19 protein-coding genes are annotated in these 18,420 nt (G+C 53.7%); 1 reads left to right on the top strand and 18 read right to left on the bottom strand.

Translation table 11 applies throughout. The annotated features are described in order from the left end of the window. Window positions 1-22 precede the first annotated feature (22 nt). Window positions 23-1,294: a phage tailspike protein gene (locus LU633_RS01780; RefSeq protein ID WP_052734726.1), complete on the bottom strand. Its 1,272-nt coding sequence runs from the start codon at window positions 1,292-1,294 to the stop codon at window positions 23-25. A gap of 145 nt (window positions 1,295-1,439) precedes the next feature. Then, window positions 1,440-1,586 carry a hypothetical protein gene (locus LU633_RS01775; protein ID WP_198292519.1) on the bottom strand — a complete coding sequence of 49 codons (147 nt, stop codon included), beginning with the start codon at window positions 1,584-1,586 and terminating at the stop codon, window positions 1,440-1,442. A gap of 55 nt (window positions 1,587-1,641) precedes the next feature. On the opposite strand from LU633_RS01775, the gene LU633_RS01770 reads away from it, so the two are divergent. Continuing rightward, window positions 1,642-2,439: a BRO-N domain-containing protein gene (locus LU633_RS01770; RefSeq protein ID WP_020323008.1), complete on the top strand. Its 798-nt coding sequence runs from the start codon at window positions 1,642-1,644 to the stop codon at window positions 2,437-2,439. Window positions 2,440-3,153: 714 nt separating this feature from the next. On the opposite strand, the gene LU633_RS01765 is transcribed toward LU633_RS01770, so the two are convergent. From LU633_RS01765 to LU633_RS01690, 16 genes are read right to left on the bottom strand one after another with little or no spacing between them, the layout of a single operon-like run. Next, entirely contained in the window at window positions 3,154-5,280 is a 2,127-nt protein-coding gene (locus tag LU633_RS01765; protein ID WP_020323010.1) for a hypothetical protein, read from the bottom strand. Continuing rightward, window positions 5,280-6,569 (bottom strand): phage DNA ejection protein, encoded by a 1,290-nt coding sequence (locus LU633_RS01760; protein ID WP_020323011.1) that lies wholly within the window; start codon window positions 6,567-6,569, stop codon window positions 5,280-5,282. The genes LU633_RS01765 and LU633_RS01760 overlap by 1 nt, the downstream gene beginning before the upstream one ends. Next, the gene (locus tag LU633_RS01755) at window positions 6,569-7,153 is read right to left on the bottom strand and encodes a hypothetical protein (protein ID WP_020323012.1); all 585 of its coding nucleotides are present in this window, start codon (window positions 7,151-7,153) and stop codon (window positions 6,569-6,571) included. The genes LU633_RS01760 and LU633_RS01755 overlap by 1 nt, the downstream gene beginning before the upstream one ends. A gap of 1 nt (window position 7,154) precedes the next feature. Further along, window positions 7,155-7,517, bottom strand: a complete 363-nt coding sequence (locus LU633_RS01750) for a hypothetical protein (protein ID WP_020323013.1) — start codon at window positions 7,515-7,517, stop codon at window positions 7,155-7,157. Between the two features lie 2 nt (window positions 7,518-7,519). Beyond that, window positions 7,520-8,014: a hypothetical protein gene (locus LU633_RS01745; RefSeq protein ID WP_046372156.1), complete on the bottom strand. Its 495-nt coding sequence runs from the start codon at window positions 8,012-8,014 to the stop codon at window positions 7,520-7,522. After that, window positions 8,007-9,776, bottom strand: coding sequence for a packaged DNA stabilization protein (locus tag LU633_RS01740; protein ID WP_407647023.1), 1,770 nt, complete (start codon window positions 9,774-9,776; stop codon window positions 8,007-8,009). The genes LU633_RS01745 and LU633_RS01740 overlap by 8 nt, the downstream gene beginning before the upstream one ends. Next, entirely contained in the window at window positions 9,754-10,239 is a 486-nt protein-coding gene (locus tag LU633_RS01735) for a packaged DNA stabilization gp4 family protein (protein WP_046372155.1), read from the bottom strand. The genes LU633_RS01740 and LU633_RS01735 overlap by 23 nt, the downstream gene beginning before the upstream one ends. Further along, window positions 10,223-10,543: a hypothetical protein gene (locus LU633_RS01730; protein ID WP_233485080.1), complete on the bottom strand. Its 321-nt coding sequence runs from the start codon at window positions 10,541-10,543 to the stop codon at window positions 10,223-10,225. Before LU633_RS01730 ends, LU633_RS01735 begins: the two co-directional genes overlap by 17 nt. A 41-nt stretch (window positions 10,544-10,584) precedes the next feature. Beyond that, window positions 10,585-11,880: a P22 phage major capsid protein family protein gene (locus LU633_RS01725; RefSeq protein ID WP_016193240.1), complete on the bottom strand. Its 1,296-nt coding sequence runs from the start codon at window positions 11,878-11,880 to the stop codon at window positions 10,585-10,587. 11 nt (window positions 11,881-11,891) lie between these two features. Beyond that, complete coding sequence (locus tag LU633_RS01720) at window positions 11,892-12,800, bottom strand: scaffolding protein (RefSeq protein ID WP_016193239.1); 909 nt, start codon at window positions 12,798-12,800, stop codon at window positions 11,892-11,894. 13 nt (window positions 12,801-12,813) lie between these two features. Further along, window positions 12,814-14,928: a portal protein gene (locus LU633_RS01715; RefSeq protein ID WP_072052774.1), complete on the bottom strand. Its 2,115-nt coding sequence runs from the start codon at window positions 14,926-14,928 to the stop codon at window positions 12,814-12,816. Continuing rightward, entirely contained in the window at window positions 14,928-16,421 is a 1,494-nt protein-coding gene (locus tag LU633_RS01710; protein ID WP_046372154.1) for a terminase large subunit, read from the bottom strand. Before LU633_RS01710 ends, LU633_RS01715 begins: the two co-directional genes overlap by 1 nt. Further along, window positions 16,405-16,887, bottom strand: coding sequence for a DNA-packaging protein (locus LU633_RS01705; RefSeq protein WP_046372153.1), 483 nt, complete (start codon window positions 16,885-16,887; stop codon window positions 16,405-16,407). Before LU633_RS01705 ends, LU633_RS01710 begins: the two co-directional genes overlap by 17 nt. A gap of 5 nt (window positions 16,888-16,892) precedes the next feature. Next, entirely contained in the window at window positions 16,893-17,147 is a 255-nt protein-coding gene (locus LU633_RS01700) for a hypothetical protein (protein WP_046372152.1), read from the bottom strand. A gap of 17 nt (window positions 17,148-17,164) precedes the next feature. Then, window positions 17,165-17,593, bottom strand: a complete 429-nt coding sequence (locus LU633_RS01695; protein ID WP_046372151.1) for a hypothetical protein — start codon at window positions 17,591-17,593, stop codon at window positions 17,165-17,167. Window positions 17,594-17,602: 9 nt separating this feature from the next. Next, a complete protein-coding gene (locus LU633_RS01690) occupies window positions 17,603-18,373 on the bottom strand; it encodes a hypothetical protein (protein WP_233481981.1) in 771 nt (256 codons plus the stop codon). Window positions 18,374-18,420 lie beyond the last annotated feature (47 nt).

Raw genomic sequence — 18,420 nt, 5'->3', positions numbered from 1 at the left:
ACCGGGGCGCCCCTGGTAAGGGTCATACAACAACGTTGATCATCAGGTTCCGGGGTTCGCCACCGGGACCACGGACAATACCCTCAATAGCGCCATTCTTCACCGCAGCAATCAAATCCGTTGTGAGGTACTTAATTATGTGCTCATCCGGAAAGACATCTGAAACACTGATTTTTGCGGTTGATGCCGCGATTTCTACCAGCGTCTTCCCTCGCAGGTGCAGAACGCGGGAAAAGGCCATTGAAGGAATATCACCTGCAGGTGTATTTGCGCATAGGTTCCAAGGATGCGCACTGCTGGCATCAGAAGTAACGGCCACACACCCCGTCAGTGAAACTGATGAGGTTAAGTCTCCACTGATTGTGCAGGCGCGTGTCTGGCCCCAGCCGGTAACCTCTGACGGGTCATAGTTGTCCGGTATCGTGTCAATTATCACTCCACGAATATCCAGAACGCTACCACCTGAGCAATGGAACGTGAGGGGGCCAAATAGCCGCGGGGCGTCATAATAAGCGATATGAGCTTTAATTGTTGGTCGGGCCAGGTCTGCCGCTGCCCAGCCGTAATAAGATGGCTGCGAGGGTGACGGGTCCGGCACCTTATTGCCGTCAATATAGGGATCATCGTAAGGCATAATCAGTCTGATACACCCTACTATCGATGTCTGAACATCAAGAATAAAAGTCTGGCCGGAATGAAGGTGTATGGTGTTGCTCTTGTTCGCAGGGGTTCGCGTAAGAGCCTCATTCAGGGTTTTAAGCGGTTTTTCTCGCGAACCGATATTATCATCACTGCCGTTAACGGTATCGACATACAGATTGAGCAAATCATCAGACGCTGACGTACCGTAGTAAAGCCCATCGTCGCGGATCTCCAGCAGATTGCCGCTATTCCCGGACAGTTTAACACCCAGCGGATCCGCCTCTGTTCCGTCGCCGTGCAGGGTCTGATCGTGAAACACTTTGAGCACATACGGGCCTGAGCAACGCGGAAAATAGAACGCCTGGGCATCGAACTGGTCATAAACAGCAATCGAATAATCCTGCGTCACTACCAGTTTAACCACCTGCCCGCTGATAACCGGGTAACCACCAGCATTGATGCTGATCGGCTGCGCTATAGGCGTCAGCGTGCCGTTCTCGCCCTCCTGGTAAACTGTTACGCGGTTTGTCTCAGCTGTAGGATCAGTATCCAGTTTGCCGACATAGATTTTACCGTTAAAAACGGTGCTGAACTGGCGCGGCATGGTGTAAAGCTCAACAGGGAGCGTGAGCGGTACGGCGTTATCGGTCATTTTAAATTTCCTTACTATTGACAGGATGTAATAAATTTGGGCTTGTAATTTTTTGCAAGTTTGAATTGACAACACTTAAAGCAGGGCCTTATGCTGAATATGCACCAGCAAAATCTGGTGCCGGGATTTGCACCCCGGTCAGCACTTAGGCGATATCAGACGCGCCAGCGTCTTTTTTATTGTCTGCGGCCCCCTGCACCTTTATTATTTCAATGGTGGGGCGTGCAGGGGAGCCGTAAGGCTCGCCGGTTTCCTTTGTGCCCGGTAGTGCAAACCCTGTACGTCTCACCACCCGAAGCTTTGCACCTGACGGTGGTGATTAACCTATGCACACAGGATCTATCGCCATGACTACATTCACCTTCCAGAACCACGCCCTCAAAGCTCACACCATCGCAGGTCAAACCTGGTTCGAGTCAGCCGACATTGCCGCAGCGCTGGACTACGCCAATCCCCGGTCCGTTACAGGTATTTATGCCAATTACAAAAACGAATTCACTGAAGGTATGACCAAGGTACTCGAATCAAGTACCTTGGGTTTTGTAGGGGTACGCCCCGAGGTACTCGAATCAAGTACCTCGGCGAATTTAAAGGCTCGTAAGCGCGTTTTCTCCCTGCGTGGCGTTCATCTGATAGCGATGCTGGCCCGCACGCCGGTAGCGGAAGACTTCCGTAAATGGGTGCTTGATCTGATTGAAAAGGAAGAGAAGCGCGGGAGCTTAGCGCCGGTAGTTAAGCGCCGCGGGGCCTATACGAAGCGCAACGCCGATTTGCCTGCTGGCGTCTACCATAACCAGAGCAAATATAACCCCTACCGGGCTACTGTCTGGGATGGCAAAACATCCGTGCATGTGGGCAGCTACCCTACCGTTGATGATGCTGTGGCCGCGATAGAACATTTCCAGCATACCGGCGTTGTTCAGCGTCTGCAGACGGCGCGGACGGCTCCGCACATCAGCATAGCGCCGCTGGCAGAGGCTGGCACGCCGACAGCGTACAAAGCCGACAGCGTAGACTTTGTTAATCACGTAAAGGTGCTGCTTGAAGCGGCCCAGCTGCTGGCGCTGTACCCGTTCGGCAAAGATCTGTCGTGGGACCTGATCGCCTTCGCTCAGGAAGAGGCACAACGAACCGCGGCCCACTAACTCCACAAAAGCAAAAACCCCCGAACTGGTGAGGAACGGGGGTTTTTGCTTTACTGCTTCGCGGCATGCGCGTCTCAACGTTAAGTAGTATTACTAAAACTACAAAAAACTGCAAGTTGATCGTAGCCCCACGCGCATACTGTCGCTAAACTACGTCCTGTTGTGGCGAACGCTACCGCGTATTCTGTTCAAATGACGAATTTTTCCCGTTGAAACGAGTGGTGTCGTCAAGGCTCTGGCACGGAATGCGGCATGCGCGTCTCAGCGTTGCACGTCCGGCTTCGGGAAAATGGAAGAGCTGAGCCGAACGGCTGCATTCCCTGTTATAGGGAAAACGGATGACCGATTCCAGACAACTGCTCCGGCAGATTATCAAAATCGTCATTGCTGTTCTACAGCTGATCCTGTTATTAATCTAATATCAGGAAACGTACCTAAGGCGCGGCGGAAACCACCCGTTGCGCCTTTAATAAAGCCAAAGCTTAAGAGGTAATTATGTTTAGGTATATATTTCCTGTTATAGTATTTGCGTTAATCTTCAAAGTATTTCCTACTTTAGGAATAATAGTATCAGCCGTAACATTTGGAACTTGCGCAGTTATATTTTCAATGCTAATCATTGTAAAACTGGTCAAAATAATCAAATCCCTGACTAAAATAAAATGCAAAGTATATCAGGAAGATGCTCAGGGTCGGGCAACCCGGATTGAATAATTAGTCTGCGTCACCACCGGCCAAAAACGCTATAATCCCCGTTCTGGAAACGTTTTTTAATTCAGAGTCAGAAAGGGTCGCCTCCCACTTTTTAAAGTTCTTTGATTGAGCTATTTTTCTTTCAATAGCCTGTCGTGCTTCAATACGATCCAAAGGCAATGATTGGGACCTGAATAGCATGCTTTTAAACTCAGGTGACGATAGCAACTCATCCGCAGCTTTAATCCTGCTTTTCCGGCCAGCGGAGAGAACGCCTGATATCACACTTGCAACCCCCACACCGGGTAAACCGGATAGCGAACTTACACCTTCAGCTACCGCAGCTTTTTTAGCTATTTTGGCGATTCCATATAGCTTAGCAAGCCCGCCATCTTCTTTAAGGAAGTTCTTCACCTGTTGGTCTACCAGGCTGCTTGCGTATTGCTTACCTGTATTCAAGCGATTCATTGCTTTTGCGGCCTGGTAGATGGAATTAAGCCGTTTAGATGCTTCCGGGCCTATCGCCTTATGGAGTGAAGACAAATTAGAACTGTTTCTTTGCATGCCGTTGTACCATTTTACGAAGCCGTCCACGCCTAATTGCTGCCCTGGCGATTTAGCATAGCTGGTAAAGGCTTTATTCAGAGATGTTAATGCAACTTCTTTCCGCATATCTTGCGGAATAGCTCGCATTAGTTGGCTAAAATCAGTTCCGTTACCCTGAGCCATACTTACTATAGCTCTTTCAACTTTAGGTATTGCGGATTGTTGTAATTTTTTCCCTAAGACAAACTGAGCATTATCCTCTACTCCCTTCCGGGTTTTCACTAACTCTTTACCCAAGCCCCATAACTCTCCGGCACCGTATTTCTCAGCAATTTTTTGCTGGTCTTCAGTTATGGCAGCATAAAGTCCCTTCAATACACCCGTTTCCTCATCCTTATAATATCCTTCTTTTGTACCGATAGCTTGACCGACCTGTTTTCTAACGTTATCCAGTCGACCATACGTTGGCAGGGTGTTAGGGTCCAGCCTCAGCATAGTGCGCTTCAAAATAGGTGATAATTCGTCAAGACCGCCTAGATCATCCGCATGGTTTTCAAGGTATTTGAGTGCATTATTAGCTTCAATATTGTCACGAATGGGGATTTTCTGAGCAACTTTATCATAGATATTATCAGCCTGAGATTGCAGGCTCGCAACAGTATGGTCGAAATTGGCAGCAAGTCTTTCAGATACGGCCTGTTTATCAAGGTCGCCCCCGAATGAGGTGATTAGGTCGTCAGCTTTCTTTCCAAGCTCCGAAATAAACCGCTTATGACCTTCATTAATTTCAGTCCCCGGCAAAGTCGCTACTGCATTATCAAGCGCTCTGACAGCTGGGTTATTTGAAACCATTCCGGGAGTGGTGTAGCTCTCAAGTCCAAGTTCTTTAACTGCGTTAACAGCCTGCTGGTCCGGCATAACCTCATTAGCAAAATTACGTACTGCCTTATCCCCACCTAATATGGCGTTATCCATTGCTTTAGAGGCTTTGGCTAACGTTGAATCAGTAGATCCTTTCCCCAGACCAGCTATAGATTTATACAGATCTGTGGCGTTCTGACTTATTTTATTGCCGACCTTACCAACCGCGGGGCCTACCAGTTCAGCTACTGGTCCGGCTACAGCGCCAATAGTTGCACCTGTAGCCACATCGCTACCGGTACCGTTAGCTACGATCCCGCCTTCAGTGGCCCCCAGCCCCGCAGCGGTCGCCAGCCTGGCTGCACCCTTAGGTACCTGAGAGATAAGCCCACCCCCGCTTAGAAAGGGTGCAGCTTGTCCCGCAAACTCTCCAACATCCTGAGCGATTGAGGGTTTAGCGGCAAATTTCTGCTGAACTGACGTTATAGCCGCCTGTTCTTCAGGTGTAAGGTCGTTGAACAGGCCAACGCCTTTACCAACATCCATCAGCCCATTAAGTACCCCGAACATAAAACGGTCAAAACCGTTAGCTTTGTTAACTACGTTATCCTGGCGGGCGATTTCTGCAGGCGATATTTGTGGTTGCGACTGAGAGTTAGAGTCATCAAATTGGTCGAAAAAATTACCCGGTTGTGATGCCGGTTTATCCGGTTCGTCAAACTGATCAAAAAAATTTGCCATTACTCAAATCCTTCCGGCAGATAGCCGTATTTGGCTTTGAACTGTCCCGCCAGTGCAGGGTTGCTCTGAAGGGCCTGGAGCGCGCTGTTTGGAGCTGTATTAGCACCGTTAGCAGGTTGCGGGCCGCCCGCTGGTGAAGAACTTTCTTCATAAGTCGGTACATAGCCATTCAGCGCACCACCCGCTTTCTGTGCCAAGAAGCGTAGCTGTTTGCGCACGGCATCGGGCGAGCCGATAATACCGTTGTCTGTAACACGCAGTCCGGTTCCCAGCTGATAGGCGGCATCAAGCTCTTTATTCGAGGTGCTGCCTTTGAACGCCTTGAGGCGTTCGGAACCGATAAGGCCCTGTAACTGTTTTATCTTGCTGATTTTGTCAGCGCTGCTGTTACGAAACGTTCCGGCCAGCCACCCTTTCTCACGTGTGTTAACGGTCCCGACAATACGATCTAAATCGGGATCGTCTGCCAGTTCCTGCGCCAGCTGCTGCGCCTGATACAGGTCATTTTTAGCCGCTGTGACCTGCGTCTGACGCTGTTCAATCTCCTGCTTATTAGCATCAATTTTTTGCTGCGCGGCCTGCCGTTTGAGGTCATTATCAGCAGCTTTATACTGGTTCTCCAGCTGCCGTTGCTGGAAGTTCAGCTTTTTCAGCTGCATATCGTCCGCATGGAACTGCGCCGCCTGGTTCAGACCGGCCCAGCCACGGGCGCTGGCGTCCGCAACCTGATCGCGCTTAATCTGTCGGTCTGCCCTGTTCCCCTGCTCAGCGTAATAATCTTTTACCCCCAGGGCGCTCATGCCCACCTCATCAATCAGCTGTTGCGTGCCTTTGGGGTTCTGCTGGTACTGCTGCCAGAGCTGCTCTGGCGAGCTGCCAACGCTTGCCAGCGTGGATTTATGCTTCATGGCGGCCTGCGCCAGTGCAGCAGGATCGCCACTTTGCGAAGCTAAGCGAAGATCACGCGCCGCATTGCCCAGCGCCAGCCGGTGATTATCGTCGCGGATGCCGATCCCTTTTTGCACCGCCTCCATTTGCTCAGGATATTTTGCAATGATGCTTTCCATCGCATCCGGATCACCTGAGGAATACGCCTGTTGCCAGTCCTGCCGGAACTGCTGAGCCTTTGCAGCGGCCGCCTGCTGCTGCTGGCGCTGCAGGTTCAGACCCGCGAGTTGAGCCTGCCCCAGCTGGTTCTGCGTTTCTTTCAGCGCCTCACTGCGGAAATCAGGCACCATCGATTCGTAAAAATTGACCGGTCCGCCGCCCAGCCCCTGTAACATAGCCATCAGAAGAAGCTCCCGAACAGGCCCGTAAAGCTGTTTGCGCTGGCCGCCGTCTGCCAGGGGATCGCCGCCTTGCCGGCCTTAAGCTGGCCCGCCTGGGTCTGAAGCTGCGTCATGCCGTTGGCGTAGTCGCCCGTGAAATTAGCCATTGAGCCTGCGCTGTTCAGTCCGATGCCGGTCAGCCCCATCAGATTATTGTACTGACTGCTCAGATACTGCTGGCCGAGCTGAGGCGCGATTGATGCCAGGCCGTTACTGGTCGCCGTGGACCCCAGGCCCCCCGTAGCCTCGGCGCTCGCCAGCTGCTGATATCGGGCCTGATTTGCAAGTCCGGCATATTCTGAAGAGTTGTAATAGTCGTTCAGGGTTCCGGCGCGGTCATTCACGAGTGACTGCAGCCCCTGAAGTCCTGAGCTGCCCGCATCATAGAAAGGCTGGTACAGACTCATCTGCTTTTCATAAGCGTCGTTCCAGGTGCTCTGCGCCTTATCATTTGCAGCGATTTGCTGTTTCGCGGCTTTGTTGGCACCAATACCACCAAGAACGCTGCTTACTGCATTACCTGAGCCGCTGATTGCTCCACCCATACTATTTTCTCCAGAGAATGTGGCAGACCGTGGGCCCGCCGTTAATCAGATTGAGGGTTTGCAGGCCGTGATCCACAAATCCGAGTTTTTTCGCCAGGTTGAGTGCCCCGTTACCCTGTTTAATAATCAGCCGGATCGGCGTATCGCCAAGCATGCTGATCACTTCCAGTGATGCCCTGCGGCTTATATGCCGCCTGCCGGGTTTTGCTGCGATGTGCGCATCAATGAAACCGTGCTGCCGGATAAGCGCTATCAACACGCAACCGTCATACAGCAGGTAATCGCCATCAATCAAAGGCCAGTCGTCCAGCCCCCACAGGCGGAACAATGCCTGCCCGGTAAGAGCATCAATTTTTTGCAGCATGGTTATTCCCCGATCAGTCCGTGGGCGCGGAGCGCATCCTCCAGCGCCTTGATGCGCTGGCGGGCCTCTTTCAGGCCACCGGGTGCTGAGTCGGGATCGAAATCAGCGTCGGCGTTGAACGCCCCGCTGCTGGCGCTGCCGGTTGCGGGAGTAAAACCGGTCACGCGGCCACCGACGACCTGAATGCCGTTAACCGTGAAGGATGTCGCACCGAGGGAGCCGCCAACGCTCTGCGCATCGGTGGCGCTTTTTGACACGTAATCACCGTTAATTTGCTTCAGCGCCTCACCCTGGCTGGCAATAGTCTTGTCCTGCTCTTCGTTCTGCTCCTGTGCCGTGTTGGCATCCCGGCCAGCTGAATTGGCCTTGTTCGCAATATTCACCATGCTGTTGCTCTGCTGCAGGACATACAGCTGATATGCCCGGGAGAAATTGGAAGGGAGCATTTGCGCATTGATTGGTGTGGGGAGTACCTGCACATCATCATTTTTAGCCATAACCCGCCCTTAACTGACAGTAAGCCAGCGCGGCTGGCGTACTGGTGACAAAGCGCAGGCGAAATCCGATGTTTTTACGACACCGACCGATCCTGCGCCAGATGATCCGCTGGTCGTAGCGGTAGAGGCTGTTGGAGGTGATTAACTGCTCACGCCCGTAATTACTGCCGTCCGTCGTCACCGAGATAAAGCAGCGCTCTGCTTCCAGCGCCAGCCCTGCGGCGGATTCAATCTCAAAGTCAAACAGCAGGGAGTTGTCCGCTTTCGCCAGCGGGGTATAAAGGACCAGCTCAGCGGCTTCGTCATATTGAGACGCGAGCGCAGGATCCAGTCTGCCGGTTACGCCCTCATTTTTGTCGCCCAGCGTGACGGCTGACCCGTCCCACATCAGATCAATCCCACGGTAAACAGCGTCATACAGGCCACTTTTCAGAATGCACCATTGCGGCCCGTCACCCGAGGCACTCCCATCGAAGCAGAGCGTATGCCGGGGCAGGTGCACGATCAGCAGTTCGTGGCCGTCAAATCTGACCGACTCCAGCACGCCGGACGCCAGTTCGTCAGCGCTGTAACCGCTTATCAGTTTTTCGACGGTCGGCGTTGCAATCGCTTTTTTGCTGCCACTGTCGATGAGGTACACGGACGGTGCGCCTGTAGCCGGGTGACTGAGCACAGCGAACGAATCGCCGTAATGGCATTTACAGTAAGTCCCTGCGATGCCGGTATTCACCATCAGCGACGGCTGTGCAATGTAAACCGCATCGCTGGTGCTGGAACTGCCGGACAGCGAGAAATATTCTGTCGTGGCCGAGCCGAAACAAACCACCATATCCCGCCAGCTGCCCACCCCCTGAATGCCGTCTGGCATTGACTCAGCCCGGTAAAATGGTCGGTACTGGTCCGGGTGTGTTTCGTCCTCAAGATCCGTTATGCCGAAGGTGTCCGTACCATCTTTGACCCAGATATAGCGGCTCCGGTTGTGGCAGATATCGCGGACGGTCCCGATCTCATACTGCGCATAATCGAGCGAAATCTCGTTAACGGTCAGATCGACAGACACCGCCGTAGCGTCAGTGCCGCCGCCGTTAAATGTCCAGCTCAGGGTAACAATGCTGCCGCTGGTTTTGCTGCCGGTTACCAACACCTCAGAAAGCCATGGGCCGCTTTCAGGCTTTTCCTGAGTCTGTTCGCTGCCCCACTGGCTTTCTGTGACTGTCAGCGCCTCGCCGGTAGTGCCGTCTGATTTTGTTGGCGTAAGCGTGATCGTTATTTTACCGTCCTGCGACTCTGCCGGGACATAAAACGCATCGCTGCCGCTGGCGGTGTGCGTCCACGCGCTGAGCGTTTTCTCGTAACCCTCCTGTGATATGACCGTTTCCGGCCAGTTATCGAGCGCTGTAAGCGTCTTATCATCGTAGCTGTAAAGCAGCAACTGGCCGTCAGCCGCCACGCCCTGGCTGCTGTAGCTGTGTGCCATGCTGACCCGCCCGCTGCCGGGTATGGTGACTTCAAGATCGGAGCCCCTGGCGTACAGCTTCGCACCGGCCACGCGAAACAGCTCACTTTGTTTTGTATTGTACTCCGCGCCGCGGGAAGTGCCGTCCACCTCCGCAGCTTTCGCTATGCCAGGAAACGAGCGCATGTAACCCGCAGCGTTCAGCACCGGTTGCGGCACGGCCAGCATATTTACGGGCAGGAGATCGACGTAGTCAGCGATAAACGGGTTCTTCCCTTTACCCTTAATTATCGGAAGCTGGATCATCGGCATGGTGTCGTTTCCTGTGAAAATATCGCGATGTGTGACGGTTACCGCTGCCGGTTGGCATCCGGTTGGGATAACTGAGATGAGGCGTTCGCCGCTTCGCCAGCCACTTGACGATCCGCTCTTTGCCATAACTGCCTTTGGCAACCAGTCCGGCGGGAGCCTCCTGTCCGTAGTCAGTCAGCATGCGAATTGCCAGACAGACCAGCACGGCGTTGATGCAAAAATCAGGCAGGTTGTGGGCATCCTCCGGTAATGGTGATACACCGCTTTCCGAAAAGGCATACCCCACATCAATACCGCGCCGTTCGTCATCCATAAGCCATTCGGACATCATCAGATCGAGGTCGTCGAGGCCATCTTCCAGCGACTGAGGGTCAACATCCGTCAGCGTGGCATTGCTGGCGAGCGACGCCTTACGCAGTGCTGCCAGCACAATATCGCCCTTAGTCGTCAGTCTCATCGGCGGCCGCCTTTGGTTTACGTCCGCGTTTTTTTGGCGTCTCGTCCTCCGATTCGCCAATCAGATCATCGCCATCCGTTTCGGTTTCTTCCTGCTCCTGCTCCTGCTCCTGCTCCTGCTCCTGCTCCTGCTCCTGCTCCTGCTCCTGCTCCTGCTCTGGCAGAGGTTCAAGTAGTTTTGACGGATGATCAAGCCAGCCCTCCGCCAGATATTTCGCTAAATCCTCGCGCCCGATTACCTTCACGTGCGCCGTGGTGTTCCAGACCCGGGTTTTACCGCCAGCTTTATAAATCATCGTTTTCATGAAATTACCTCATTTAAAAAGGGGCCAAAGCCCCTCAGTTGTTACGCTGCCTGATTAGCCAGGCCCACGCCGATCGATTCCGGACGGGTCGCATTGACCGAGTACCACAGCGCAATACGGCATTTGCCCGCCAGCGTGCTGATATCGCCCTGGGTGGCAAAAATGCCGTTCAGGCCAACGTCAGGGATGCTGAATGATTTGGTCTTCATGCCGGAGAAAAGCTCGTGGGTGGTAGGGATCGGCTGCGAGACAATGCGGATACTGTCGTTTGACCAGAACACATTGGTTGTCGCATCGGCCACGTTCAGGATATTCACCGCCATTGCGTTAGCCAGACCGGTATTAACGTTCGCATAGGCCCTCTGTGCTGCGGAGAGGCTGGCGTCATCCAGTGCAATCGGCTTAGGCGTGATCTCAACGGTGTTCTCGTCCAGAACGCGAACAACTGAAAACGTCGCGTCGTCCGTCAGCACGTTTTTCGCCATCTGCGCGAGGTATTTCACGCCCGCAAAGCTGATTTTGTCACCGCGCTTAAGGCCGGTTGTCGCCGACAGCTTCACCTGTGCGAAACGGTTATCGACGTTCTCGCGTTCACCATCGGCATCTTCAACCCATGCCAGCGGCTTAAACGACTGGGCGCCGGAAACCGTTAGGCCCGACGCGCCGGACGCTTTGAGCACAGGCATTTTTGGCGAACGCAGCACATCATCAAAACCCGCAACCTGTTTCTGGATAGTGCCTTTTTTATAGGCGTCCTCCGTCATGCGGCCATAAATATCGCGCCCCACCAGGTCATAGCCCGCCTTCTTGTAATCCTTAACGTTAAAGAAGTAGCTCAGGCCGCGGTTGCGGCTCAGTTCGCGGGCAAACATGATCGCCTCAGCGTCGGCGACAAAATCCCAGCCGCCGCCAGGCTTGTTGCTGATGTCCTCCGGATTGGTAACGACCAGCGAGCCCATATCGGCGGACACCTGAGCGATTTTCTGCTCAACGTTGTTAGCCAGCTTCTCAGCCGCGGCTTTGATGCGGCGGCGATAGCTGGTTTCATCCCGCAGGTCATCCGCCCGCAGCGAGAAGAAATCATTATCCGGTACGCCCATATTCACCTTGACCGCCAGCTCAAGCAGATCCGTCTCCTTGCCGGTCAGGTCCCAACCCTCCTGGGTCGGAGATTCCATTTGCAGCGGCATCCAGTGGGTGTTATTGCTGCGCTGCATATCGCCAGCAGGCGGCGTGTAAACTTCAGCTTTCTGCGCCATTGGTGTGAGATTTGTGATTGTCTCGATCACCTCATCGACACCGTATGACACGATTTGACCTTCGTTTAATGAAGCCATTATTTTGATCCTTAAGAGAGTAATTTTTTAATTTTGCGGTAGGTTTCAACGTCGCCTTTAGTTGCCGCTGCATTCATCTGCTTTTGCAGCACATCGCGATTTGCCGCCGCAACGTCACCGCTTACGGGCTCGTCAACGGGTGGCGCTTTTGACACCTCTTTACCGCGTGGCTTAATCGTCAGGCGCTCTGACAGGCGCGTCAGCTCAATCAGGGCCTGTTGTGAGCTCATTGTCAGCAATCCGCGCAGCTTTTCCGGGTTTGCACCCAGGTGGTAGAACATCGCCGCCGATTTTTCAGGGAAGAGGCTCATGATCTCCGCATCCAGTCCGGGGGGGAGGATGCTTCTCACGACATCTTCTTTTTCTTCAAAATCTGGCAGGTTCAGCTTCTCAGCGGCGTCATAGTGCGCTTTCGCCGCTGCTGCGAATTGTGACGACTGGCGGGTAAACTCCTGCGTTTTACGGCCCTGTTCAGCAACGGCGTTACTTCTCGCGTCCTGGGCTTTCAGCATCCACTCGTTCTGGGCTGCCTGAAAAGCGGCCATGGCGCGGTTAGTATCGAAGCCGTATTTTTCCAGCGCCGTATCTGACAGAAAGTCATTAAAATCAGGCTGGGATGGCAGCTCAGGTGTTACCCGCAGATTCTCCGGCACCTCACCACGCGTAACCGCTTCCGCTGCCTGCTCCAGTTCGCGCTGACGCTTGCGGGCAATGCGGCGTGCTGCAAACTTTGCATTCTCGTTTGCGGGGGTGTCCGGGTTGGCTGGTTCCTCGTCATTCAGAACAATGTCAAAGCCCTGTTCGCCCTGATCCTCTGGCTGATTTTCCGCTACTCCGGTCTGGACCTGCGGCTGTGCATTTTCCTGATCTGCGGACAGGGTTGATTCTTCAGTTACCTGAATGTCGGTGGTATCACTCATGTTTTTTTACTCTCTACATGGATTGAGGGAACTCGCCCGAAGGCGGAAATTGACCCGGCACCTGGCCGGTGGGTATGGATTGCTGTTGCCGGGTGGCAACCTCGTGCATCAGTTTCAGCGCTTCAATCACCGCTTTGCTGTCTATGTTTCGGGCTTGTGCCAGCTTATAAATAGTGTCAGCCTGTGAGCGCTGCGCGTCCTGCTGCGCGGTAAATGCTTTAATTTCGGTCTGCGCCGTCTCGTTCTGCGCTCTGGCAGCTTCAGCCTGCGCGGCGATCATCTGCGCCTGTGCGAGAACCATATTCGGATCCTGCTGGCCCTGTTGTGCCTGCTGAGCTTCCTGCAGCCAGCGTTCCTCTTCCGGCGTCTCCGGTTTTTTCAGACCCTGAACTACCAGCTGTTTCGTTGCGTAATCGCGGGTGATCTCGATGCCTTTACCGTCCAGCAGCGCCAGATATTGCAGCAACAGTACGTTCCAGACCTGATGCTCTGCCGGGACCGTTTTCAATAGCTCCTGAATCTCAGCCCGGTTCTGGTCCTTCATGCTCTGGAATGACGGCCCCGCGTCGGTGTAGCACTCATAGCGCCCGCGAATATCATTGAGCACCACCACACGCCCGGACTGATAATCAACGGCCTGTGACAGGGTCTGCACCTCGTTTTCGCTGCCGTCCTCAGCCGTTGTCAGCACGGTGCGCGGCACATCGTAGATGTCATTGACCATCGCCTGGTAAATTTCACCGTCGCGGCGCATGGCGGTAGCCAGGTTATCCATGAAAACGAAGGTTTCCAGGTCGGCGCGCTGGTTCAGCTGGTTCACCGTATCAAAGGCCACCTGGTTACCATTTACCTCCTGGCCATCCACGCCCGGATCTGCAACCTCTTTCACCGCCGCGGTGGCCGCCTCCAGCATGTAGGCGTTTGCCTGTGGCACTTCCGGATTATCCATATATGAAATGGGCCGCGCCGGAAGCTGGGCGTTCTGCTCGTCGGTACGATTCATCAGGTAATAAGGGAAATCGTCATCCCCGCTGTACATGTACTCGTAGCCCTCAATCTGCTCCGGCCAGAATATGGGCTTTTTCTTCGGTGTGCGGGCCACGATGTCGGCGTTGAACGACATGATCATGTTGCGCAGGCGCTGGCCGTCTTTCGTCAGCCGGACAATCCCCTCGTACACCTCCACATCGTCAACAAAGCCCCACTCCCCGAAGACCGGCACAATCGGCAGGTGCTCACCGGCTATCAGCTCCCGGTTTTTCAGTACGGCAGTGTTTGAGAGAATGGTCTTATACACCCTGCGGCGGGTGACTTTGCGCTCTGCGACCTTCTCCATGCCCTGCTCAGCCAGCTCATCGATCACGTCTTTAATATCGCGCTTGTAATAGCTGACGGGCTCGCCGCTCAGCGGGTCCTGATAAATGAATACCGTCTCTTTCTTTTCCTCGACCTCGTAATATTCAGCGATAAATACGGTATCGCTGGTCTGCCAGCTGAACAGCAGATCATTGGGAGACGTGAAAGTCGGCAGCTCGTCGGCATCAAGCCCGTACTTTTTCGCGAATGACTTCCAGCCTGATTTGCTGAGGGCGTTAATCACGGTCACATGCCGCGCGTCGGATTTATCCAGCTGCTTGCTGTTCGCATCCCAGATAACGTGGGAGCATGCGCCGTGTATCGGCACGCGACGAATAATCTGGTTGTTGCTGGTCGGGTCCTGATCTTCATGTTCCGTAACCAGACGCCAGGCACCCACCCCCGCCTCGATTTGCTCGCGAACAGCAATGTTTACAGAGGTTCGGGCAGTGTTATGCCGCATGTCAGTACGGTACATGCCCATCAGCACGTCAGCGGCATCCGGATCGGCTCCGTCTTTTGGCCGGTAACGCACATCAACAGGATTCTGGCGCATTTCTGCCACCAGTTTACGAACCACCGGCCGCACAACGTCAAACTGTCCGCGATACTGCAGCGTGGTGTACTGGCTGAGCCAGTCATCCCAATGGCTGACGCGGGAGAAAAACAGGTCGTTACGGGCTTCGGTCCTCGCATCCTCGCTGGCGGTCCAGTCGCTGTCAAACTGGCGGAGAATATCGTCCAGCCGTGAGTTTTTGTCTTCGTCGGCCATTATCTTCCTCGCTGTATCGGCCGGATGGGTGCCGGTATTTTTTTGGTTTTGGGTTTAAACAGATCGCGCTGCATTCTCGCGCTACGGCGCATCATGTACGCATAGCGTACGGCGGAAAGGATATCGTCGTTGAGTTTCACGATCTTGCCGTTCTCGTCCCTGTGATAGAGCCGGAACTCTTCGAAGAAGGGTTCGCAGGTGTTAAACACCCTGAAGCGCCCCTCGGTCATCAGGTCGCGCAGCTCGGTAACCCCCGGTTCAACCGCGTTCCCGCCGTCCGGCCAGGTGGCATGCTCAGGAAGCATCTGAAAACCAGCCTCGGCGTATTTCGCTTTGAGCTCTTCACCGCCCCCCTTCTCATGCTGATAGCCGTCATGCGGCCAGGCTGTGGGAATGCCCTTACTCCAGGCCTTCACCGCGCCCCATGCCTGTACGGCTGTGTTCTCGCGTTTCTTCCAGACCCTCGCCAGATAAAAAATATCAGCGTCCTTGTCCCACCAGAGCTGGATATGAGCCTGCGGGTGATCCCATCCGAAGTCCTGCCCGTTAATAACGTAAAAATGTTCCGGGCATTCGAACGGCTGACACTTGATCGTCTCTTCGGTGATCTGGAATATGCGACCACTGCCCATGGTCGGTATGCCGCGGGCGCGGGCTTCGCGTTCATGCTCAGGATACGAAGCAATGATCTGCTCGCGCCGTTCGTCGCTGTAGTGCTCAGCATCGTAGATCGTCATCGAGACGACTTTCTGCGCCTTGCTGGGGTTCTTCAGAAACTTGGTTACAACGTCTGACATCCCCATCAGCGGAGTGAATGTCAGAATCGAGAACTGACCGTATTTGTTGGTACGCGTCAGCCCTTCGGAATAAATTGCATAAGGCGGTTCTTCATCGAACCAGACGCCGTGAACGGTATCAGCCTGCCAGCGGGCGCGGCCCTGGGAGTAAGGCTTGAAGTAAACCAGGCTCGCGCCGTCTTCAACTCCATCTGCGTTGTGATGCTTCACCAGCACGCGGTCGATCAGACCGGGGAAAAATGGCGATTTAACATAGCTGATAATGTCGTCTTTGGGGATGGAACCGTACCCGGGTTCGTTGCCCTCATCAATACGCCCGCACAGTATTCGCTGCGTCGATTTGGTCACAGTCTCATTAGTTTCACCACCCACCCAGAAGACAACCGGCTCGCAGAACCTGCGCCCTTCCCACTCCCCCTGGTAAGCACCGTCAACGGGGTAACCTTTTGTGCCCGGGTAACGGCCGGTCAGGTGGAAAGCCACTTCCGCGCCGCCGGTCAGCGTTTTGCCCAGCTGGTTACCGGCCATGAAGCAGCGCTCGGTAAACTCGCTGCCCGCATCCATGAATTCACGTTGTTTAACGTATGGGGAGTAGTCGAAGAGGCGGTGAGTGTTCCGGTATTCGTCTTCAGCCTCCAGCAATTCCAGAAGTTCGATTTCTTCCTCTTCGGTCAGGGCTTCAGTTTCGTTTAGCACGGCTTAACAGCTCCTGAATGCGGGAACGGCGCTTATCACGGTCTCCTTTATCCGGCGTGACATCCTCGATCTGCTGCTGGTCCTTCAGACCCAGATCACGCGCAATAATGCTTGCGTTCAGCAAATCGGCAGCCGCGCCCGAAAATTTCTGGTCGTAAATTACATTGGAGATTTGAGTCGTGATCTCTTCAAATTCCTGCTTTGCGCAGTAGTTATTCCAGGTTGTGTGGGAAATATCGAGGAAAAGGCACAGGCCCTTTACTGTCATAGCCCGCATTTTATTAACCGTAGCGCGTGTTACAGCTCCCTGAAAACAAAAAATCTTCTGCTCTTTCAGGGGGTGTTTTTCTACCCACTCGAAATATTCAACACTCGCAGCCCACAGAGCCTCCGGAGATTCAAAAACGGGTTTTCGCCCGTGACTACTGCGGGCCTCCCAGAACCGGTTGCCCTTTGGTGGTGCCACGTTGATTACTCCTTCCCGGCATCGTTAACGCCATCATCAATAACAATTTCGCTGTTAATACCGTTATTGGCCGCCGTGTGCAGCCACAAATAACCTGCGCTTGTGTTGAGATATTCAGAAATGATTAACGCGTCCTTATTGCTGGCGGGAGCGGACGCACTTGATGAAACAAAAACCTTTCCGGAAATAACCTGTAGGACACCATCGCCTGTAGGGTATTTTTGCCAGCTATTGCCAATGGCGTAACGCTTAGTAGCCATTACTCCCCCGTTAATCTTTATGTTGCGGTAATAGTGAGCACTGAAACCAGACCATTCCAGCGGCATGTTATTAATACCTTGCCAGCCCTGAGCAAACCGAAAATCGTCTGGCCGCTGGCTGATGGCGTTTTATATGTCGCTATTGAAGGATCGGATACTGTCCATTCGACTGTGCTGTCCAGCCTGCCGTGGCTTGTGTCGCCATCAATATCACGAAGGAATACGCCAATATAGATCGATCCGCGCGGAGCTGTAGCATTCGGCATTGCGTACTGGGTGTTACTCAATTTCTGCACAGACCATATCGATGAGGGGTCTGTGTAAGTGTCGTTCTGAATAAAAATGTATTGCGTCACTTTCGGCTGCCGGTCACCCATTGCCAGCGCACCCGGTACAGAAATACCGCCAGCAGCGTTTATTGAAGGAGCGCCGGATATATTCATCATGTCGCCTCACTATGCCTGCGCCCGTTGATACCAGTATTCAAATGCATAATTAGGTTCAGAGCCACCGTCGCCAGACGTTACGCTAAGCGGCTTCATCGCTTTTGTCTTCAAATTGCAAAGCTGTGTCGCAGCCCCATATACAAAGAGGTAAATTTCAACCGACGGGGACGACGACGGGGACGACGTTGCCGACGCAAGCTGGTTGGTGATAATCACGAACGGAAGCGCGTTCCCGTCCGCGTCACATGGAATACCTGGTGTGTGATAGATATTCGCGCTGGCGATAACGCTGTTGCCCTTTTGGGCGGCTACGCATGAAACAGTAGTTTTCCAGTAGAGGGTTGTCCCAAATTTACCATGCGCACTGGAAGCGGACGGATCGTCCGGGTAGCCCACAGTTAGATTGCCAGTCGAGGTACTTCTGGCCCAGGCCGCCGCATCCTTACCATCTTTGCCGTCAGATCCCCGCGGAACAGCAGAGTAAGTGCTTTCGAACGATGCGGCTGGGATGTAAAGGTCCTGATTATCTGAATCGCGAACAAGATAACCGCCGACTTCCGGCGAGAAGATTGTCACGAATATCTGAGGCTCATATATCGCGTTGTAATCACCATCTATCGCGTTGTAATCACCATCCGGCACAATGGTGATTGAGCCATCGGTATGCGGCAGGATGCTGGAGATTTTAACGGCGATCACGTTTTCCACGCCGTCAGTGTAGACCGGCCACGGGTTGAAAATGTTCGTCATGGGCCATTGGGTGGCCGGAGATTGAGCCATGATTTAACTCGCTATATTGTGAATGAAAAAAAGCCCCGCGTTAGTGA

Source organism: Erwinia tracheiphila, assembly GCF_021365465.1.
In the GTDB taxonomy this organism is placed as follows: Bacteria; Pseudomonadota; Gammaproteobacteria; order Enterobacterales; family Enterobacteriaceae; genus Erwinia; species Erwinia tracheiphila.
Note: the sequence above shows the minus strand (reverse complement) of the source record. Positions and strands in the feature narration are given on the sequence as shown.